Annotated in this window: 17 protein-coding genes; 8 read left to right on the top strand and 9 right to left on the bottom strand. The window is 68.6% G+C overall.

Translation table 11 applies throughout. The features are described 5' to 3' along the window. The first annotated feature begins 106 nt into the window (after positions 1–106). Positions 107–1,405 (top strand): isocitrate lyase, encoded by a 1,299-nt coding sequence (aceA, locus tag ST3T6A_RS0104695; protein ID WP_019831743.1) that lies wholly within the window; start codon positions 107–109, stop codon positions 1,403–1,405. Between the two features lie 24 nt (positions 1,406–1,429). Further along, on the top strand, positions 1,430–1,615 hold the full coding sequence (locus ST3T6A_RS21390) for a hypothetical protein (protein WP_019831742.1): 186 nt from the start codon (positions 1,430–1,432) through the stop codon (positions 1,613–1,615). A gap of 65 nt (positions 1,616–1,680) precedes the next feature. Here ST3T6A_RS21390 and ST3T6A_RS0104685 read toward each other — a convergent pair whose 3' ends face one another. After that, entirely contained in the window at positions 1,681–2,001 is a 321-nt protein-coding gene (locus ST3T6A_RS0104685; RefSeq protein WP_019831741.1) for a hypothetical protein, read from the bottom strand. Between the two features lie 92 nt (positions 2,002–2,093). On the opposite strand from ST3T6A_RS0104685, the gene ST3T6A_RS0104680 reads away from it, so the two are divergent. Next, a complete protein-coding gene (locus ST3T6A_RS0104680; protein ID WP_019831740.1) occupies positions 2,094–2,993 on the top strand; it encodes a LysR family transcriptional regulator in 900 nt (299 codons plus the stop codon). Positions 2,994–2,997: 4 nt separating this feature from the next. On the opposite strand, the gene ST3T6A_RS0104675 is transcribed toward ST3T6A_RS0104680, so the two are convergent. Both ST3T6A_RS0104675 and ST3T6A_RS19290 read right to left on the bottom strand, forming a co-directional pair. Further along, positions 2,998–3,471 (bottom strand): low molecular weight protein-tyrosine-phosphatase, encoded by a 474-nt coding sequence (locus ST3T6A_RS0104675; RefSeq protein WP_019831739.1) that lies wholly within the window; start codon positions 3,469–3,471, stop codon positions 2,998–3,000. Then, entirely contained in the window at positions 3,468–4,097 is a 630-nt protein-coding gene (locus ST3T6A_RS19290) for an NADPH-dependent FMN reductase (protein ID WP_019831738.1), read from the bottom strand. Before ST3T6A_RS19290 ends, ST3T6A_RS0104675 begins: the two co-directional genes overlap by 4 nt. A 170-nt stretch (positions 4,098–4,267) precedes the next feature. Between ST3T6A_RS19290 and ST3T6A_RS0104665 the strand changes: the two genes are divergently transcribed. Further along, complete coding sequence (locus ST3T6A_RS0104665) at positions 4,268–5,479, top strand: NAD(P)/FAD-dependent oxidoreductase (RefSeq protein ID WP_019831737.1); 1,212 nt, start codon at positions 4,268–4,270, stop codon at positions 5,477–5,479. A gap of 51 nt (positions 5,480–5,530) precedes the next feature. On the opposite strand, the gene ST3T6A_RS0104660 is transcribed toward ST3T6A_RS0104665, so the two are convergent. After that, on the bottom strand, positions 5,531–6,058 hold the full coding sequence (locus ST3T6A_RS0104660) for an RrF2 family transcriptional regulator (RefSeq protein ID WP_037537616.1): 528 nt from the start codon (positions 6,056–6,058) through the stop codon (positions 5,531–5,533). A 66-nt stretch (positions 6,059–6,124) separates the two neighbouring features. Next, positions 6,125–7,132, bottom strand: coding sequence for an acyltransferase family protein (locus ST3T6A_RS0104655; protein ID WP_026359425.1), 1,008 nt, complete (start codon positions 7,130–7,132; stop codon positions 6,125–6,127). A 241-nt stretch (positions 7,133–7,373) separates the two neighbouring features. On the opposite strand from ST3T6A_RS0104655, the gene ST3T6A_RS0104650 reads away from it, so the two are divergent. Next, the gene (locus tag ST3T6A_RS0104650) at positions 7,374–8,453 is read left to right on the top strand and encodes a polysaccharide pyruvyl transferase family protein (RefSeq protein ID WP_019831734.1); all 1,080 of its coding nucleotides are present in this window, start codon (positions 7,374–7,376) and stop codon (positions 8,451–8,453) included. Positions 8,454–8,457: 4 nt separating this feature from the next. On the opposite strand, the gene ST3T6A_RS19285 is transcribed toward ST3T6A_RS0104650, so the two are convergent. Beyond that, entirely contained in the window at positions 8,458–9,966 is a 1,509-nt protein-coding gene (locus ST3T6A_RS19285) for a lipopolysaccharide biosynthesis protein (RefSeq protein ID WP_019831733.1), read from the bottom strand. Further along, positions 9,963–10,946, bottom strand: a complete 984-nt coding sequence (locus ST3T6A_RS19280) for a glycosyltransferase family 2 protein (protein WP_019831732.1) — start codon at positions 10,944–10,946, stop codon at positions 9,963–9,965. Before ST3T6A_RS19280 ends, ST3T6A_RS19285 begins: the two co-directional genes overlap by 4 nt. Positions 10,947–11,000: 54 nt before the next feature. Between ST3T6A_RS19280 and ST3T6A_RS20725 the strand changes: the two genes are divergently transcribed. Beyond that, complete coding sequence (locus ST3T6A_RS20725) at positions 11,001–11,981, top strand: glycosyltransferase family 2 protein (RefSeq protein ID WP_019831731.1); 981 nt, start codon at positions 11,001–11,003, stop codon at positions 11,979–11,981. A 190-nt stretch (positions 11,982–12,171) separates the two neighbouring features. After that, positions 12,172–12,360: a hypothetical protein gene (locus ST3T6A_RS0104630; protein WP_157602414.1), complete on the top strand. Its 189-nt coding sequence runs from the start codon at positions 12,172–12,174 to the stop codon at positions 12,358–12,360. Here ST3T6A_RS0104630 and ST3T6A_RS0104625 read toward each other — a convergent pair. Next, positions 12,344–13,630: a hypothetical protein gene (locus ST3T6A_RS0104625; protein WP_019831729.1), complete on the bottom strand. Its 1,287-nt coding sequence runs from the start codon at positions 13,628–13,630 to the stop codon at positions 12,344–12,346. The two genes, ST3T6A_RS0104630 and ST3T6A_RS0104625, sit on opposite strands and share 17 nt — an antisense overlap. A gap of 191 nt (positions 13,631–13,821) precedes the next feature. Here ST3T6A_RS0104625 and ST3T6A_RS0104620 point away from each other — a divergent pair, with 191 nt between their 5' ends. Beyond that, positions 13,822–14,766 (top strand): glycoside hydrolase family 26 protein, encoded by a 945-nt coding sequence (locus ST3T6A_RS0104620; protein WP_019831728.1) that lies wholly within the window; start codon positions 13,822–13,824, stop codon positions 14,764–14,766. A 10-nt stretch (positions 14,767–14,776) separates the two neighbouring features. Here ST3T6A_RS0104620 and ST3T6A_RS19270 read toward each other — a convergent pair whose 3' ends face one another. Continuing rightward, positions 14,777–16,945, bottom strand: coding sequence for a GumC family protein (locus ST3T6A_RS19270; RefSeq protein WP_019831727.1), 2,169 nt, complete (start codon positions 16,943–16,945; stop codon positions 14,777–14,779). Between the last annotated feature and the right edge of the window lie 3 nt (positions 16,946–16,948).

Below are 16,948 nucleotides of genomic sequence, written 5' to 3'. Positions count from 1 at the left end.
ATGACAGTTTGAACAAGTCATGTTCTGACCTGCCGTCACTCATCGTCCTACCGCGGGCCGCGGAGATGGCCCATCTCCCTCCTCAACAACGCAGGAGGATTTACCCGTGACCGATTTCGCGACCCTTGTTCCCGCCCCCGCCGGCCGGTTCGACGGCATCAGCCGCGCCTATGCGCCGGCCGAGGTCGAGCGGCTGCGCGGCTCGGTGGCGATCGAGCACACGCTGGCCCGCAAGGGCGCGCTGAAGCTGTGGGAGCTTCTGAAGGACGAGCCCTATATCAACGCGCTCGGCGCGCTCTCCGGCAATCAGGCCATGCAGATGGTCCGCGCCGGGCTCAAGGCGATCTACCTGTCGGGCTGGCAGGTCGCCGCGGACGCCAACACGGCGGGCGCGATGTATCCGGATCAGTCGCTCTATCCGGCGAACGCCGGGCCGGAGCTGTGCCGCAAGATCAACCGCACGCTCCAGCGCGCCGACCAGATCGAGCATTCGGAAGGCGGCGCCAAGCGCGACTGGTTCGCCCCGATCGTCGCCGATGCCGAGGCGGGCTTCGGCGGGCCGCTCAACTGCTTCGAGATCATGAAGGCCTATATCGAGGCGGGCGCCGCGGGCGTTCACTTCGAGGACCAGCTCGCTTCTGAGAAGAAGTGCGGCCACCTCGGCGGTAAGGTGCTGATCCCGACGCAGGCGCATATCCGCAATCTTCAGGCGGCGCGTCTGGCGGCGGACGTCTGCGGGGTGCCGACCGTCCTCGTCGCCCGCACCGATGCGGAGAGCGCCAGACTCATCACCTCGGACGTGGACGAGCGCGACCATGAATGGCTGACCGGCGAGCGTACCCCCGAGGGCTTCTTCCGCCTGAAGGACGGCACCGGCGTCGACCATTGCATCAAGCGCGGCATCGCCTTCGCCGAGCACGCCGATCTCCTGTGGTGGGAAACCAGCCACCCGAACCTGGAGGACGCCAAGCGGTTCGCCGAGGCGGTGCAGAAAGCGCATCCGGGCAAGATGATGGCCTACAACTGCTCGCCCTCCTTCAACTGGGAGGCGAAGCTGGACAAGGACACCATCGCCAAATTCCAGCGCGAGCTGGGCGCGATGGGCTACAAGTTCCAGTTCGTGACGCTGGCGGGCTTCCACCAGCTCAACCACGGCATGTTCGAGCTGGCGCGTGGCTACCGGACACGCGGCATGGCCGCCTATTCGGAGCTTCAGCAGGCCGAGTTCGCCAGCGAGGCCGAGGGCTACACCGCGACGCGCCACCAGCGCGAAGTCGGCACGGGCTATTTCGACCTCGTGGCGCAGGCTGTGGCACCCGACGCCTCGACCACCGCGCTCGCGGAGTCGACCGAGGCCGATCAGTTCAGGAAGGGTGCGGCGCCCATCGCGATCGCCGCGGAATGAGCATCAGAGGAAAGGAGACGGACCATGGCTACCCAGATGAACACCCCGCAGCCCGGTACTCCGGAGCCCGCCCGCGCCCGCGCGGTCTTCTCGACGGAGGATTTCGGGCTGCTCCGCCAGGCGGTCGCGCATTATCTGCATGAGATTCAGGATACGCCGCAGTCGGTGAAGTTCAGCAATCTCTATCACCGCCTCGGCCGGCTTTCCTGACGCCGGTTCGACAGGCCTTCAAGGCGCCCGCTTCTCCCATCGTGGGGAGGCGGGCGTCGCCGCGTTCAGGCGGCGACGAGACGCAGCGCTTCGATCTGGGCGTTGCTGTAGCCATGGGCGATCAGCTCGGCACCGATCTCGCGGGCACGCTGCACATTGCGGCGGCTGGCGCACACGAAGCGGCGGATCGTGTCGAGGCGCTCGTCGGCGAGCGGGGTCGGCTTCTCGATGCCGGTCAGCAGGCGGAACAGGCGGGCCAGCTTGCCTTCCTTGGCGTTGCGCGGGGCGGCGCAGGTGAAGCGCTCGGCATCGCGCAGCGCGACGGTGACCGCCTGCCATTCCTCGGTGGAGAGGTAGGGCTGGCTCTTGATATCGATCATCATCATGGCCTGTCTCCAATCTGTTGGAAACCGAGTAGGCCCGTTTCCCTTGTAGCGGGACTGAGATAATCTCGGCCAGAACGTTCAGGGAAATCGAAATGCTGAACCCCGGCACGCCCACTTACGACCAGCTCCGCATCTTCCTCACCGTCATCGAGACCGGCAGCTTCGCCGCCGCCGGACGCCAGCTGAACCGCGCCACGTCGGTCATCAGCTACGGCATCGCCAATCTGGAGGCGCAGCTCGGCCTCACCCTGTTCGACCGCGAGGGCACCCGCCGCCCGACGCTGACGCCGGCCGGCCAGTCGGTGCTGGCCGAGGCCCATGCCATCGCGGAAGGCATGGACGGCTTGCGCGCCAAGGTGAAGGGCCTGCTCCAGGGGCTGGAGCCCGAGGTGAGCGTGGCCGTCGACGTCATGCTGCCCAGCGCCTGGCTGGGCGCGACGCTCAACGCCTTCAGCCGCGAGTTCCCCACCGTGGCGCTGCGCCTGCATGTCGAGGCGCTGGGCGCGGTGGCGGCGCATGTGCTGGATGGGCGCGCCATGATCGGGGTCAGCGGTCCGCTGGCGGCCGAAGTGGAAGGAATCGAGCGCGTCTCGCTGGGCTCGGTGCCACTGGTGCCGGTGGCCGCGCCGGACCATCCGCTGGCGCGCGGCAAGCTGCGTCCCGGCGCGGGCCGCGAGCATATCCAGCTCGTGCTGACCGACCGCTCCCCCCTCACCGCCGGGCGCGACTTCTCGGTGGTGAGCGACCGGACCTGGCGGCTGGCGGATCTCGGCGCCAAGCACGCGCTGCTGCGCGAGGGGATCGGCTGGGGCCATATGCCCGTGCCCCTGATCGAGGCGGACCTGATCGCCGGCACGCTGGTGAAACTCGACATGCCGGATCACACCGGCGTCACCTATCGCTTCGACGGCATCTGGCGCCGGGACACGCCTCCCGGCCCGGCGGCAAACTGGCTGATCCAGCGCTTTTCGGGAAAGTCGCTGACGTGCTGAGGCCTCAGGCCCCGGCGGCGATCGCCCGCACGAGCCCGCGCGCGCCGGCGCTGACATCCGCCCATGTCGCGTCGAACCCGTCGGCATCGCCATAATAGGGATCGCGCACGCCCTGCCCCTCGCGACCGGGGACATGATCGAGCAGCAGGCCGATCGTCGCGGTCGTGCCGGCGGGGGCGAGACGCCGGAGATCGGCCAGATTATCCTCGTCCAGCGCGACGATATGGGTGAAGCGGGTGAAATCCGCGGCCATCACCTGCCGCGCGCGATAGCCGGAAATGTCGATGCCGTGGCGCAACGCCACCGCCTGCGCCCGCCGATCGGGCGCGTTACCCGCGTGCCAGCCGCCCGTGCCCGCCGAGTCGATCTCCAGATCGATCCCCGCCCGCGCCGCCTCCGCCCGCAGCGCCGCCTCGGCCAGCGGCGAGCGGCAGATATTGCCGAGACAGACGAGCAGAACGGACGGGCGCGCCGTCACTGGCACGGGTTCGCGTCCCTCTCCTCGGCCTCGCCCGAGCCCGTCGCGGTGACGGAGGGCGTGCGCAGGCGCAGCCGGGCGAACTCCACCACCTGATTGCCCACCAGACGAAGCTGGTTGATCGCCGCCTGATCGGTGCAGGTGCCGTCGACGAACAGGCTCGGCGTCGTCTTGATCGCCGCGCCCAGCGGGGTCGGCCATCCGCGCAGCGCATGAACGATCGAGCGCAGCGTGCTCAGCGTCGATCCCGTCGCCTGCCAGCCATAGGCGGTGACGATCAGCCCCACCGGCATTCCGTCCAGATAGACGCGCTGATCCCGCGCCGTCTCCTCCAGATAATCGATCGCGTTCTTCACGAGGCCCGAGATCGAACCGTGATAGCCGGGGCTGGCGATGATCACGCCATCGGCCGCACGCACCGCGGCAACCAGTTCGCGCGCCACGTCGCTGCGCTCCACCGCGCCCGGCGCGTAATGCGGCAGCGAAGCAAGGCTCGGCCCGCCGAACTGGCGCACCTGCGCGCCCGCTTCCCGCGCGGCGTCCAGCGCCACCGTCAGGGCGCGCTCGGTCGACGACCCCGGATTGGTCGTCCCGCCGATGCCGACGATGAACGGATTCGCGATCATGCAACTCTCCCTGCCCTCCGCAGCGCCTACCGGCTCGCGCCGTCCAAGGGAAGCGCCCGGCGGCGAGCCGCTTTCGTCCTCTCTTGCTTTAAAACTACGACTCATGTAGTCGCAGTATAACTACGACGTATCGGATCGTAGTTTTTGACTCCCGAGGAAGGAATGGTGTCATGGCTCAACGTATCCTGATCGTCGGCGCCGGATTCGCCGGATTGTGGACGGCGCTCGGCGCCGCGCGTGTGCTGGAAGAGAATGGTCGCGCCGATGGCTCGATCGAGATCGCGCTGATCGCGCCGCAGCCGGAACTGCATGTCCGCCCCCGCCTCTACGAGGCCGAGGCCGGCACGATGAAGGCGCCGCTCGGCGAGGTGTTCGATGCGGCGGGCGTGCGTTTCGTGCAGGGCACGGTCGAGCGCATCCGCACCGGCGACAAGGCGATCGACTATATCGACGCCCATGGCGAGGCCGCGACGCTCGGCTATGACCGGCTCGTGCTCGCCACCGGCAGCAAGCTGTTCCGCCCGCGCATTCCGGGTCTCGCCGACCATGCGTTCAGCGTCGACCAGCTCGACGAGGCGGCCGCGCTGGAGACGCATGTGAAGGCGCTGGGCGCACAGCCCAAGAGCGCTGCCCGCAACACCGTCGTCATCGCCGGGGGCGGCTTCACCGGCATCGAGACGGCGGCCGAGATGCCTGCCCGCCTGCGCGAGGTGCTGGGCGCGAAGGCGCAGACCCGCGTCGTGGTGGTCGAGCAGGCCGAAGCGATCGGCCCCGATCTCGGGCCTGGCCCTCGCCCCGTTATCGAGCAGGCGCTGTCCGAGCTGGGCGTGGAGATGCGCCTCGGTTCCGGGGTCGCCGCGATCGATGCCGACGGCGTCACGCTGGCGAACGGCGAGCGGATCGACTCGAAGACGGTGATCTGGACGGCCGGGATGCGCGCCAGCGCGCTCACCGAGCAAATCCCAGCCGAACGCGATCGCTTCGGCCGCCTGCATGTCGACCGCAACCTGCGCGTGCCGGGCGTGGACGGCGTCTATGCGACCGGCGACACCGCCTTCGCCGCCACCGACGATGAGGGCAACCATGCCTCCATGTCGTGTCAGCACGCGATGGGCCTCGGCCGCTCGTCCGGCCACAATGTCGCGGCGGACCTGCTGGGGCTGGAGCCCATCCCCTACAGCCAGCCCTTCTACGTCACCTGTCTGGACCTCGGCCCCTGGGGCGCGGTCTATTCGGAAGGCTGGGATCGCGTCGTGAAGATGGCGGGCGCCGACGCCAAGGCGCTCAAGCACCAGATCAACTCGGAGTGGATTTACCCGCCGCGCGCCGATCGGGCCGAAATCATCGCGGCCGCCGATCCGCGCCGGGCGGTGGTCGCCTGAGGCGACAGGCGAGGCCGGCGCTCCGCGAAACGGGGCGCCGGCCTTCGCCGCTTATCGAGGCGCGCGGACGGTGCGGGCCGGCGCGCGATCCGCCAGCCAGCCCAGCGTCTTCCTAAGATATTCGGGCGGCGTCTTGGACGCGACCTGCGTGGCGAGGCTCGCCAGCGTGTGGGAGGCCATCACATCCCGGATGCGCGCCTCCGCCTCCAGCATCACGGCATGGATCGAGCAGACGCCCCGCGTCGCCCAGCCCGGCGCTTCGCCCTCAAACAGCGCGCACTGGCTGCGGATGTTGCGGCATTCGAACAGCGGCTTCTGCCCATCGATCGCCTCGACGATATCGAGGACGCTGATCCGCTCCGGCGCGCGGGCGAGCCGGAAGCCGCCGCGCACGCCCTCGGTCGCGGCGACGATGCCGGCCTTCTGGAGCTTGGTGAACAGCTTGGCCACGAAATCGGCCGGAACACCCTGCAACTCCGCCAGATCGCGCGCGCTGGCCAGCGGCTGCTCCTCGTCGGTATCCACCAGAAACAGCAGGCAGTGCAGGGCATATTCGACGCCCGTGGTGATGTGCGTCACATCATAACTCCGATTCAATTGATCGCCGTTATACGATCCAGCCCGAAAAAGCAACCTCGCGGGCGGTCAGGCAGCGCCGGCGACCACTTTCCGGAAGCGGCGGCGGCGCGCGGCGAAGTGCCGGATCATCGGCCGCTCGACCAGCCCGTATCCCGCCAGCCCCGCGGCCAGACCGGCCACGACATGCAGCGCGATCGCCGGCAGGACGGACAACCCCAGCATATGCGCCACCCGCGCGGAAACCGATAAGGCCAGCGTATGCCAGAGATAGATCGAGTAGCTGGCATCCCCCAGCCCTTCGAGCAGGGGCCACCCGCCGATGCCGCCGGGCCGCCGCTCCCAGCCGAGCACGGCCGCAACGGTCAGCAGCGCGGGCACCCCGAACAGCGCCGGCTTGGGCCAGCCTATCGGCAGCATCTGCGACACGGCGAAGCCCAGCACCGCCGCGAGCGCCAGCAGCGGCGCCGTCGCCGGCGACGGCCCACCCTTCTCCCACAGCCACCCCAGCCACAATCCGCCGAGAAATTCGAGGATATGCGGATCGGTGTAGAAGCGCATCGCGGTGCTTTCGGGCCGCAGCACGCCACCCGCCAGCGCCAGCCCCCCCAGCACCAGCGTCAGCAGCCCGAGCTGCCGCCCGCGCGGCACGAACAGCACGAGCGCGAACAGGGCGTAGAAGGCCATCTCGTAATTGAGCGTCCAGCCCGGCACGAGCAGCGGCCAGACCTGCCCGTTGCTGGGCGAAATCCATGGCAGGAAAGCATAGGAGGCAAGCACATGCCCGATGCTGAGCCGCACCGCCGGGAACAGCCCGATCAGCGCGCCCGCCAGCATCACGCTCGTCGCGGCCCAATAGCCCGGCAGGATGCGCTTCAGCCGATCGAGCAGGAAGGTGCCCGGCCGGCTCGCCTCATTGGTGATGGCCCACATCAGGAAGCCGCTCAGCACGAAGAACAGGTCCACGCCCGCTTCGCCGAGACCCAGCCACACGCCGGCACGATCCGCCGCGTGATACGCCAGAACGCCACAGGCGGCGATGCCGCGAACATACTGAAGGCCAGAAAGCCGCCTCATGCCCCCATGGCTATGCGCATCCGGTGAAGCGTTCGAGAGCATCGCCCAACGGTTCGTCCGCGAACCATCTCGGTTCGTCGCTTATTGCTGCATCGCGACAGCCGAGGGAACCGGAGGGCCGGCCGGCCGTTACCGCGCGTCGTGGAGAAGCAAAGGAAGCAAGCGCGTTTCGGGCACGACACGCCGCTTGCGGCCAGCCGCCGCCTTGCATGGCCCGATATGCTGCGGTGCAGTCCGCGCGATGTCGGCGTCCATCGGGCGACGGCAGGGCTTCGCCATCCCCAGCCCGAACACAGGATCGCTCGTGCAAATCGTCTACTACAAGGATGCCGTCGGCAATTTCGGCGACGACCTCAACGAACTCATGTGGCCGCGGCTGCTGCCCGAGGATGTGCGCTCCGCCCCCGACACGGTGATGGTCGGCATCGGCAGCCTGCTCGACCAGGCGCGCTTCCGCGACGTCGACACCAGGGGCAAGCGCGTGTTCGTGATGGGTTCGGGCGCCGCTTATGGCGCGCTCCCCGAGGGGCATGAGGACTGGAATTATCTCGCCGTACGCGGCCCGCTCACCGCGGCGCTGGTCCGCCAGCCGCAGGCCGCCGTCACCGACAGCGCCGCGCTGCTCGCCCGCATCCCGGATGCGGTGCCATGGGCGGCGAAGCGCGACACCATCCTGTTCATGCCGCACCACCGCACATTGGTGAACAGCCGCTGGAAACAGGCGGCGAAGCAGGCGGGCATGGCCTTCGTCGATCCGCAATGGTCCACCGAGCGCATCCTCGCCTGCTACGGCCACGCCAAGCTGGTCGTCACCGAGGCAATGCACGGCGCGATCGTGGCGGATACGCTGCGCATCCCGTGGGTGCCGGTGATGATCTCGCCCGAGGTCAGCATCTTCAAGTGGCGCGACTGGGCCTCGTCGCTCGGCCTGCCCTACAAGCCGGTGGCGCTGCCGCCGACGGCGCATCTCGAATCCTTCCGCTACGACCGCATCACCCGGCTCACGCAGGCGAGCGGGCGGACGGTCGCCCATGCCGGCGGCGCGCAGATGACCGACAGCGAGTTGCTCGACGACTTCGCCCGCCGCTATCGCGATGAACCGAAGGTGATCGACTCGGTGCAGGCGCCGGGCGGCGTCAAGAAGCTCCTGAAGACGGCCATCTCCTCGTTCGACGGGCCGAAGGTGGCCGCCGCCGCCCGCGCGCTCCAGAAGGCGGCGACGGGCGAGAGCTTCCTGAGCGGCGACGCGATCTTCAACGATCGGGTGGAGCAGCTCGAGGCGGCGCGGATGCGCCTGATCGAGATGGTGCGCGCGGGCTGAGGCCTCAGGCCCGGCGGAAGCGCCGGGCCATCCCGATCGCGCGGCGCATCTGCGCCCGCCCGCTGGGGAACAGGGCCAGCGCCGCCCCGAACAGCGCATAGGCCAGCAGCACCGCCAGCACGAGCCCGCCGAAGCTCGACCAGATCGCGGCGCCGGACAGCAGCCCCAGCACGCCCCCGCTCACCGCCGTGGCGACAGTTAGCGGCAGGAGCAGGCGCAGCGCATCCGCCCGGCCGACCGGCCCGCTGCGCGTCACCGCCCACCACATCATCGGGATCTGCACCAGCCCGCTGGTGATGGCGGCCGACACGGCCACGCCCTTCGCCCCCCAGAAGATGCCGACCAGATAACCGAGGATCACCACCGCCGAGCCGAGCCCGCCCCATTTGAGCTGCTCCTCGGCGCGGCCCTGGCTGACGAACAGCCACGACACCGCCTGCCGGAGCTGGAGTGTCAGCGCGCAGACGCCGAGCCAGCCGAAGATCGGCGCGGAGTCCGCCCAGCGCTCGCCCAGCAGCACGACGATCACCGGCCTCGCGAAGACGATCGCGCACAGGATGCCCGGCGTCGTCAGCGCCAGGATGCCGCCCAGCATGGCGAGATAGGATTTGCGATATTCCGCCGCATCGTCCGCCAGCCGCGAGAGCAGCGGCACCGCCACGCGCGCGGCCGGCGCGGTCATCTGCCACAGGGGCTGGAACATCAGCTTGTAGGCGCGATCATAAATGCCGAGCGGCCCCGCCCCGAAGCGCGCGCCGATCAGGATATTGTCGAGATTGGTGATGAGATAGCCGAGCAGGTTGTAGCCCGTCACCGTGCCCCCGAAGCGCACCAGATGCAGCGCATCCCGATCGATCCCCGGCCGTGACGGCCGCCAGCCGGAGAAGCCCCACGCCATCAGCAGCGTGGCGGCGCCATTGGCGATCTGCATCGCCACCAGCGACCAATAGCCCAGCCCAGAGAAGGCCGCCGTCACGCCGACGATCACGCCGACCACCAGCGCCCCCACCTCGATCAGCGCGATCGCGCCGAAACGCATCCGCCGGTTGAGGATCGCCAGATGCTGCGCGGCAAGGCTGGAGAGCAGCAGCGCGATCGCCATCGTCGCCATCACCGGCATGACGGCGGGCGTCTTGTAGAAGACGGCGGCCAGCGGCGCCGCGAGCACCGCCGCCCCCGCCAGCCCGCATCCGATCAGCACGTTGAGCCAGAACAGACTCGACAGCTCGCGCTGGCTGATCGTCGGCCGCTGGATCGTCGCGGCGGAAAGGCCGAGGTCGGTCAGCAGCAGCGCCGCCGTCACGATCGGGCCGACCATCGCGAGCAAGCCGAAATCGCGCGGCAGCAGCAGCCGCGCGAGCGCGACCTGGCTGCCGAACTGGAGCACGAACTTCGCCCCCTGCCCGGCGAGCGTCATCGCCGCGCCCATCGCGGATCGCTTCTTCAGCGCCTGCGCGTCGCCTTCGGGGGAGAACATCGACGGCGCCTCCGCGGCGGCCACGGCCTCGCTCATCGCGCGGCGCCCGCCGGACGGCGATAGCCGCCCTGCAACGCCTTGCGCAGCACGACCGGCAATTGCCGCGCGCCTTCCTGCACGACGAGCGGCACGCTGTCTGCCCCTCCGAAGAGGTATCCGAGCGCGGCCGCGGGCCGCTTCGCCTTCAGCTCGTCGGTGAAGCCGCGATAATAATAGCAGCGATCGACATTGCGCAGATGCCGGCGGATCAGCGTCGCGAAGGCGTGGTCGCCCTGGTCCTTCGCCTCGGAAAGCAGCCGGCGCTGGCGCCGGCGGAGGCGATCGAGATCGCCCGTCGTCTGCACCTGCGTCAGCGAATCCGGCCGGACGAGATAGCGGTACATCGGCTCCGGGTGCAGCCACCACTGCGCACCCGCCCGCAGGCAGTCCACATAGAGCGCGAAATCCTCCGCGAAGCGCACCTTCTCGTCGTAACGAAGCCCGTGGCTGGCAAGGAACGCCCGCCGCATCAGCGGTTTCAGGAAGCCGTAATTGGTGCGCGGTGCATCCGGCGTGGAGATGTTGCGGGCGATGAACTCGGGCAGGTCGATCGCGCGCGGGCAGGCGAGGAAGCCCGGCGCCATCATCGGCACGGCGCTGCCGTCGCCGGCATCGACCAGCATCATGTTGTCGGCGACGAGATCGGCATGCTGCTCGTCCCCCAGCGCCACCAGCGTCGCGAGCCGGCCCGGCAGATAGGCGTCGTCCGCGTCGAGCAGCGCGATCCATTGGCCTTGCGCGGCGGCGATGCCGGCGTTGCGCGCCACGGACGGGCCGCCATTCTGCGGCAGCACGATGAGCGACACGCGCGGGTCTGCCGCGGCCATGCGGCGGACCTTTTCGCGGGTATCGTCGGTCGAACGGTCATCCACCACGACGACTTCCAGCGAAACGCCGTCCTGTTGCGTTGCGGAAGCGATTGCCGCCTCGATATACTGCCCCGCGTTGAAGGCGGGGATCACGACGCTGACCTGCATAACGGGGGCTGTTCCTCTACTCGTTCCCGGTGCAAACGCCTCGGAAGGAGAAATATGTCCGCAGCCGAGATTACGGTCATTATTCCCGCATACAACGTGGCGGACTTCATCCTGCCGTGCCTGCGGTCCGTCACGTCCCAGACGCACCGGAACTGGCGCTGCATCGTCGTCGACGACGGCTCGACCGACGGCACCGCGGCGCGTGTCGTCACGCTGAACGATCCGCGCATTACGCTGGTGCAGCAAAGGAATGCCGGCGTGTCGATGGCGCGCAACCATGGCCTGTCGCTCGCGGCCGGCCGCTACGTCATGTTCCTCGACGGTGACGACGTCCTGAACCCCACCGCGCTCGCCCGTCTGGCCGACATGCTGGACAAGCGGCCGGAGGCGGTGGCCGCGTTCGGGACCTTCCTCAAGATCCTGCCGAGCGGGGCGCCCTATCCGGGGCAGAAGCCGCTCGCCCAGCATCGCTACCCGGACGGCGACGTGCTGGAGACGATGCTGCGCGGCAATTTCTTCGCCAATGGCGGCCATGTGCTGATCCGCACCGAGGTGGCGAAGGCGCTCGGCGGCTTCAATGCGGGCATCCGGCTGAGCGAGGATTGGGAGTTCTGGTGCCGCCTCGCCGCGCGCGGGCCGTTCGCCTTCATCGGCAACGAGCCGGAAGTCTTCTCGCTGCGTGTCCGGCCGGGCAGTTCCTCGGGCGGGCTTTCGGTCGACTGGGCGAATCACCAGCCCTGCCTTGAGGCCATCGCCGGCAATCGCGAGATCCGCGAGCGGTTCGACGCGCGCCAATGGCAGCGACTCGCCCGATCGATGCGCGCCAGCGGCATGTGGGAGGCCGGCCGCGTGAATTTCACCATGCGCCGCTTCGGCACGGCCCGGAAACTGATGTGGGGCGCGTTCGGCATGGAGCCCACGGCCAAGCGCGGGGCCATGCTGGCCGCGGCCGAAATCCAGCGCTGGACGGGCCGCGCCCTCCTCTCCCGCCTGCGCTACCGGGACAGCGACATCGAGGCCGACGCCCCGGCCTGATCCAGACTCCGCTTGGGATCGCCGGCCCCTCTGTGCCATGCTGGTGCAGGGGGCGTCTGCGTGCGCATCGTTATTTTTGACCTTTGTCTTAAACGCTCGGCAAGGTCGTTCGGTCTATGAGAGAAAATATTAACGAGCGGAGAGGCAGGGGGTGATCGAAGATCCACCGATCCTGAAGGGCGATGAGCCAATGAAACCCGACGGCCTCGCCCGTTCCGGCGACGTGATCCCCAATTCTCCTGCCGGGCAGGCGTCGATCGATTCGGGCACGTCGCCCAATGTCCGCCCGCTCGGCGGGCGCCGCATCTCCTTCGTCGCCTGGGGCCTGGCGGGTGTCGTGGGCATCGCGATCTGGACGCTCATCATCCGGCTGATCTGATCCGCTCCTCCGGCAGGCCGGACCAGATGCACAGCAGCATCAGCAGCACCAGGATCGGCGTGAACAGCAGATAGCCGCCGCCCACCACGAAGGTCGTGAGCGCCAGCACCGACAGGATCGCATATTCCCGCCGCCACAGCGTGCCGAGGAACATGACGATGAATGCGCTGATCCCGATCAGGCCGTAATCCATCACCAGCTTGGCGATGGAATTGCCCGTTCCCTCGACATGGTAGAGATAGCGCTCGGTGGCGCCCGGCCCCCAGCCGATCAGGATGCGCCCCTCCTGCATCAGGTCCGAGATCGGCAGGAAGGGGCCGATGAAGCGCGCATAGCCGCTCGATCCCGAATAGTTCAGCTCGTTCACCCGGCTGGTCAGCGATCCCACCTGCTCGGGGAAGGCCACGCTCGCCACGGCGAGGCCCAGCGCGCCCGCGATCACCAGCCCCGCCACGCGCCCGAAATTCCTGGCCGAGAGGCAGGCGTAGAAGGGCACCGCCAGAGCCAGCGTCAGCGCGCCGGTGCCCGAGAAGGACAGCAGATAGGCGAGCAGATAGAGCGGCAGATATTTCGCCCGCCCGAGGATGAAATAATCGAGCACGATGGCGATCGCGAGCGTCTGCGAGAACACGCTCGGCTCGATCAGGAAGAAGCCGTTGGAGCGCAGGATCGACGAGCCATAGTGCAGCGTCGGATTGAAGTTGAACTGGGATTCGATCAGCACCGGGCGCATCGCCGGCACTGTCAGCATGAAGGAGAAGATGCGCACGCCACCGAACTGGATCACCCACTGGATGATGCCGAACACCGCGCAGAGCCGCGTGTAGAACAGGAAGACGGGGAAGATCACCGCCCGGTCGAAACGGCTCCCCGGCCCCAGCACGGTGAAGCCATAGGTGAGCAGGATCGCGAGCAGCGAGGTGAGGCTCGTCCCGAAGCGCGCGTCCGGCGCCAGCAGCGCATAGAGCGTCGCGATCAGGGTCCAGCCGGCGAACATCATGTAGAGCGCCGCGCCGCGCTCGCGCACGGTGGCGATCCCGGTGATCACCGCCCAGCCGAGCAGCAGCCCGAAGGCCGGCAGGCTGAAGAACAGCGCGCTCCCGCCGAACATATGGCCGAAACGCTGGAAGATCATGCAGATGATGAAACCCGCATGGGCGAAGATCAGGCTCCGGCGGGTGTCGAACAGCTCCATCGTCGGAATGCGGACGGGGGGCGCCATCAGGTCCGTCCAGTTGCCGCGCCGGATGGTGGGTTGCAGCGCCGTCATCGGCTCGCCCCTCCTCGCCTCATCGCATCGCCGGAGCGGATGGCGGCGTGGTGGCTTGCCCGGCCGATGGCGCGGGCTAGGTCGATCCTCAGGGTCCGAGGAAAGCCTGCGGAGAGGAAAACCGATCGCGGGCGCTGCATCCCGAGCGCGCGGCGTGCGTTGCGTCGCAGGCCGCCACACAGGAAGACCCCATGCTTCGATCCGTGATCATCGCCGCGATCCTTGCCGCACCTCTCGCCCTCGCCAACCCTGCCGACGCCGAGCCGCTGATGGGCGTCTACAAGGGCGCCGGCTGCGAGGGCGCGGGCCGCCTGCCCCGCTATGAAGGCGTGATGGGCCGCAAGCTCGACAGCGTGACCGACTTCTTCGCCTCCAATAGCTGGCCGAGCCTGCTGAGCAGCGCCAACTGGGCGCTCGGATGCTGGCAGGGCAAGCCCTACAAGATGATGATCGGCATTCCGCTGACGGTGAACGGCACGCCCCTCGCCGACGTCGCCGCCGGCAAGCAGGACGATCAGTTCCGCAAGCTCGGCGCGATGCTGGTGGCCAAGGGTCAGGCGGATGCCATCCTCCGCCTCGGCTGGGAGTTCAACGGCGGCTGGTACCCCTGGTCGGCCAGCAAGGACCCGTCCTCGCTCAAGCCGGCCTTCCGCCATGTCGTCGGCGTGCTGCGCGCGACGCCGGGGCAGCATTTCAGGATCGCCTGGAATCCCTCGCTCGGCGCCGGCGTGTCCGCGCCCGAGACCTTCTGGCCCGGCGACGACGTGGTCGACCTGATCGGCATCGACATCTACAACCAGAGCTGGCGCAAGCAGGACGCCGATCCGCAGACCCGCTGGCAGGGCTATCTCACCGCCAACTATGGCCTGAACTGGATCGCCAGCTTCTCGGCCGCGCACAGGAAGCCGATCGTCGTGCCCGAATGGGGCACCGGCACGCGGCCCGACGGCCATGGCTGGGGCGATGATCCGCAGTTCATCCACAACATGGCGGCGTGGATGCGCGCGCATCATGTGATCGCCCAGAATTACTGGGACTTCACCGCCTCCGACTATGATTCCACCATGTCGGCCGGCAAGTTCCCCAGGGCGCTGGCAGCCTATCAGGCGGAGTTCGGCGGCAGACGGGCTCACTGACGCGCACCGCTCAGCTATAGTAGACGCCATAGGCGGCATGATCCCGGTCGATGTCGCCATGGCCATAAGCGGCGAGCGCCCGCATGTTGACGCGGGTGGTGACGACGCCCATCGGCTCGATATCGAGCGCGCGCATCCGCTTGAGCGCGGCCGCCGCCGTCTGCCGCGGCGTGCCGTTCCAGCGGACCACCATCACCACGTCGTCGAGCTGGCGCAGCAGCAGCCGGGCATCGGACACCGCCAGCGCCGGCGCGGCATCGAAGATCACGAAGTCGAACCGCCCCGCCAGCATCGAGCGCAGCGCCTGCACGCGCGCGGAATCGAACAGGTCGTGGCTGCTGGCGAGCGCCTGCGCGACCGGCAGGATCATCGCGCCCGACGCCTCGTCGCGCACCAGCGCGGCCTCCAGCGGCAGATTGTCGCGCAGCACCTCGACAAGACCGACACGCGGCTGGAAGCCCAGCCTGCTCGCCACCGCCGGGCGGCGGACGTCGGCGTCGATCAGCAGCGTGCGGCTGCCCGCCATGGCCGAGACGCGGGCGAGCGAGATCGCCATCGTGGTCTTGCCCTCGCCCGGCCGCGCCGAGGTGATGCCCATCGTCACCGGCCCGTCGTGGCGCTTGTGGCGAAGCGCCGCGAGACGGATCGCCCGCAGCGATTCCGCATAGAGCGACGCCGGCCGCGCCAACGGAAAGTCGATCGCGGCGATCCGCGCCTCGTCGCCCCGCGCGATCGATCGGATTTCCGGCACGTTGGAGATGTGCGGCAGGCCGAGCTTGCTCTCGACATCGCCCGAGGTGACGAGCTTGCGGTCGAACGCCTCGGCGATCCACACCGACGCCGCCGCCACGATCGCCGCCAGCGCGAGGCCGATCAGCACGATCAGCGGCTTGTTGGGTGAACTCGGCCGCAGCGGCAGCGCGGCGGGCGAGAAGATGCGCGCATCTTCATCCGCCACCAGCGCCTGGCTGCTGATCGAGTTCCGGCGGGTGAGCAGCGTCTGATAGGTGTCGCGCAGGCCGTCCGCCTTGCGCTGCAACTCGTTGAGCTTCACCGAGGCGGCGTTGTTGGCGGCCAGCGTGCCGCTCGTCTGGGCGACCGTCCCCGCCGCATTGCCCGCCTGACTGCGGGCCACCTGCGCGTTGGCCTTCAGATTGGCGATCTGGCGCTGGATTTCCGCGTTGATCTGCGCGTCGATGGTGTCGAGCTGGTCCTTCACCTTCACCAGATCGGGATGATCCGGGCGATAGCGGGACGAGAGGTCTGCATAGGTGGCGGCGAGCTGGGAGCGCTGGGCGCGAAGCTGCTGCACCACCGGCGATTGGAGCGCCGCGCCGACGTCGCCGCCATTAGAGCCCCGCCGGATCTGCGCCTCTGCCGTCGCCAGCCGGGCGTTGGCCTCGGCCATATTGGCGCGGCTCTGCGCTTCCTGCTGCTTGTAGGTGGAGAGTTCCTGCTCGGTGAAGGTGGTGTTCTGCGTCGCGAACAGATTGTTCTTCGCGCGATAGTCCGCAACCGCCGCTTCGGCCTGTTCGAGCTGGCCGCGCAGGCGATCCAACTCGTCACCGAGGCCCTGATCGACATTCTGCACGGCCGCATGGCGCGACTGGCCCTTCACCGCGAGATATTGCTGGCCCACCTCGTCGGCGATGCTCTTGGCCAGCATCGGGTCGGCCGCCGTATAGGCGATCGACACCACGTTCGACTGGCCGGGCCGGTCCACCTTGAGATTGGACGCGAGGATCGCCGCCGCCGCCGTCTGCCGCACGGGCGGCGTCAGCGTTTCGAGCTTCTTCGCGAACAGCGCGTTATAGGCGAGGTTCAGCGCCTTCACCGTTCCCTCGGCCACCGCCATCGAGCGCATGATCTGCACTTCGGTATCGGCGGCATTCTCGGCGGTGGAGAGGCCGGGCAGCACGTCCTTGTCCTTCTCGGACACGTTCAGCTCGCGCGAGTTCACCACCATGTTGGCGGTGGCGGTGTAGAGCTTGGAGCGCGTCAGCCCCGTCACCAGCACGATGAACAGCACGCCGACGAACATGATGAGCGCCAGCCACCAGCGCCGGCGAAGGGCTGCCATGGCGCGGCGCAGGCCGTCCACGCGGTCGACGGTGGGCGGCGGCGCGGTGATGCGCCGCGCGACGACGGGCTCGCGGAGGACGGGGACGAGGTCGTTCATGGG

The sequence above is a fragment of the Sphingomonas sp. PR090111-T3T-6A genome (assembly GCF_000383095.1).
Lineage (GTDB): Bacteria > Pseudomonadota > Alphaproteobacteria > Sphingomonadales > Sphingomonadaceae > Solisphingomonas.
Note: the sequence above shows the minus strand (reverse complement) of the source record. Positions and strands in the feature narration are given on the sequence as shown.

Excerpts from the sequence above, each read along its gene's own strand:
- ST3T6A_RS0104680 (WP_019831740.1), top strand. The coding sequence starts at position 2,094 with ATGCTGAACCCCGGCACGCCCACTTACGACCAGCTCCGCATCTTCCTC.
- ST3T6A_RS0104630 (WP_157602414.1), top strand. The coding sequence starts at position 12,172 with ATGAAACCCGACGGCCTCGCCCGTTCCGGCGACGTGATCCCCAATTCT.
- ST3T6A_RS0104685 (WP_019831741.1), bottom strand. The coding sequence starts at position 2,001 with ATGATGATGATCGATATCAAGAGCCAGCCCTACCTCTCCACCGAGGAA.
- ST3T6A_RS19280 (WP_019831732.1), bottom strand. The coding sequence starts at position 10,946 with ATGCAGGTCAGCGTCGTGATCCCCGCCTTCAACGCGGGGCAGTATATC.
- ST3T6A_RS0104665 (WP_019831737.1), top strand. The coding sequence starts at position 4,268 with ATGGCTCAACGTATCCTGATCGTCGGCGCCGGATTCGCCGGATTGTGG.
- ST3T6A_RS0104650 (WP_019831734.1), top strand. The coding sequence starts at position 7,374 with ATGTCGGCGTCCATCGGGCGACGGCAGGGCTTCGCCATCCCCAGCCCG.
- ST3T6A_RS0104620 (WP_019831728.1), top strand. The coding sequence starts at position 13,822 with ATGCTTCGATCCGTGATCATCGCCGCGATCCTTGCCGCACCTCTCGCC.
- ST3T6A_RS21390 (WP_019831742.1), top strand. The coding sequence starts at position 1,430 with ATGGCTACCCAGATGAACACCCCGCAGCCCGGTACTCCGGAGCCCGCC.
- ST3T6A_RS0104625 (WP_019831729.1), bottom strand. The coding sequence starts at position 13,630 with ATGACGGCGCTGCAACCCACCATCCGGCGCGGCAACTGGACGGACCTG.
- ST3T6A_RS19270 (WP_019831727.1), bottom strand. The coding sequence starts at position 16,945 with ATGAACGACCTCGTCCCCGTCCTCCGCGAGCCCGTCGTCGCGCGGCGC.
- ST3T6A_RS20725 (WP_019831731.1), top strand. The coding sequence starts at position 11,001 with ATGTCCGCAGCCGAGATTACGGTCATTATTCCCGCATACAACGTGGCG.
- ST3T6A_RS19290 (WP_019831738.1), bottom strand. The coding sequence starts at position 4,097 with ATGATCGCGAATCCGTTCATCGTCGGCATCGGCGGGACGACCAATCCG.
- ST3T6A_RS19285 (WP_019831733.1), bottom strand. The coding sequence starts at position 9,966 with ATGAGCGAGGCCGTGGCCGCCGCGGAGGCGCCGTCGATGTTCTCCCCC.
- ST3T6A_RS0104655 (WP_026359425.1), bottom strand. The coding sequence starts at position 7,132 with ATGAGGCGGCTTTCTGGCCTTCAGTATGTTCGCGGCATCGCCGCCTGT.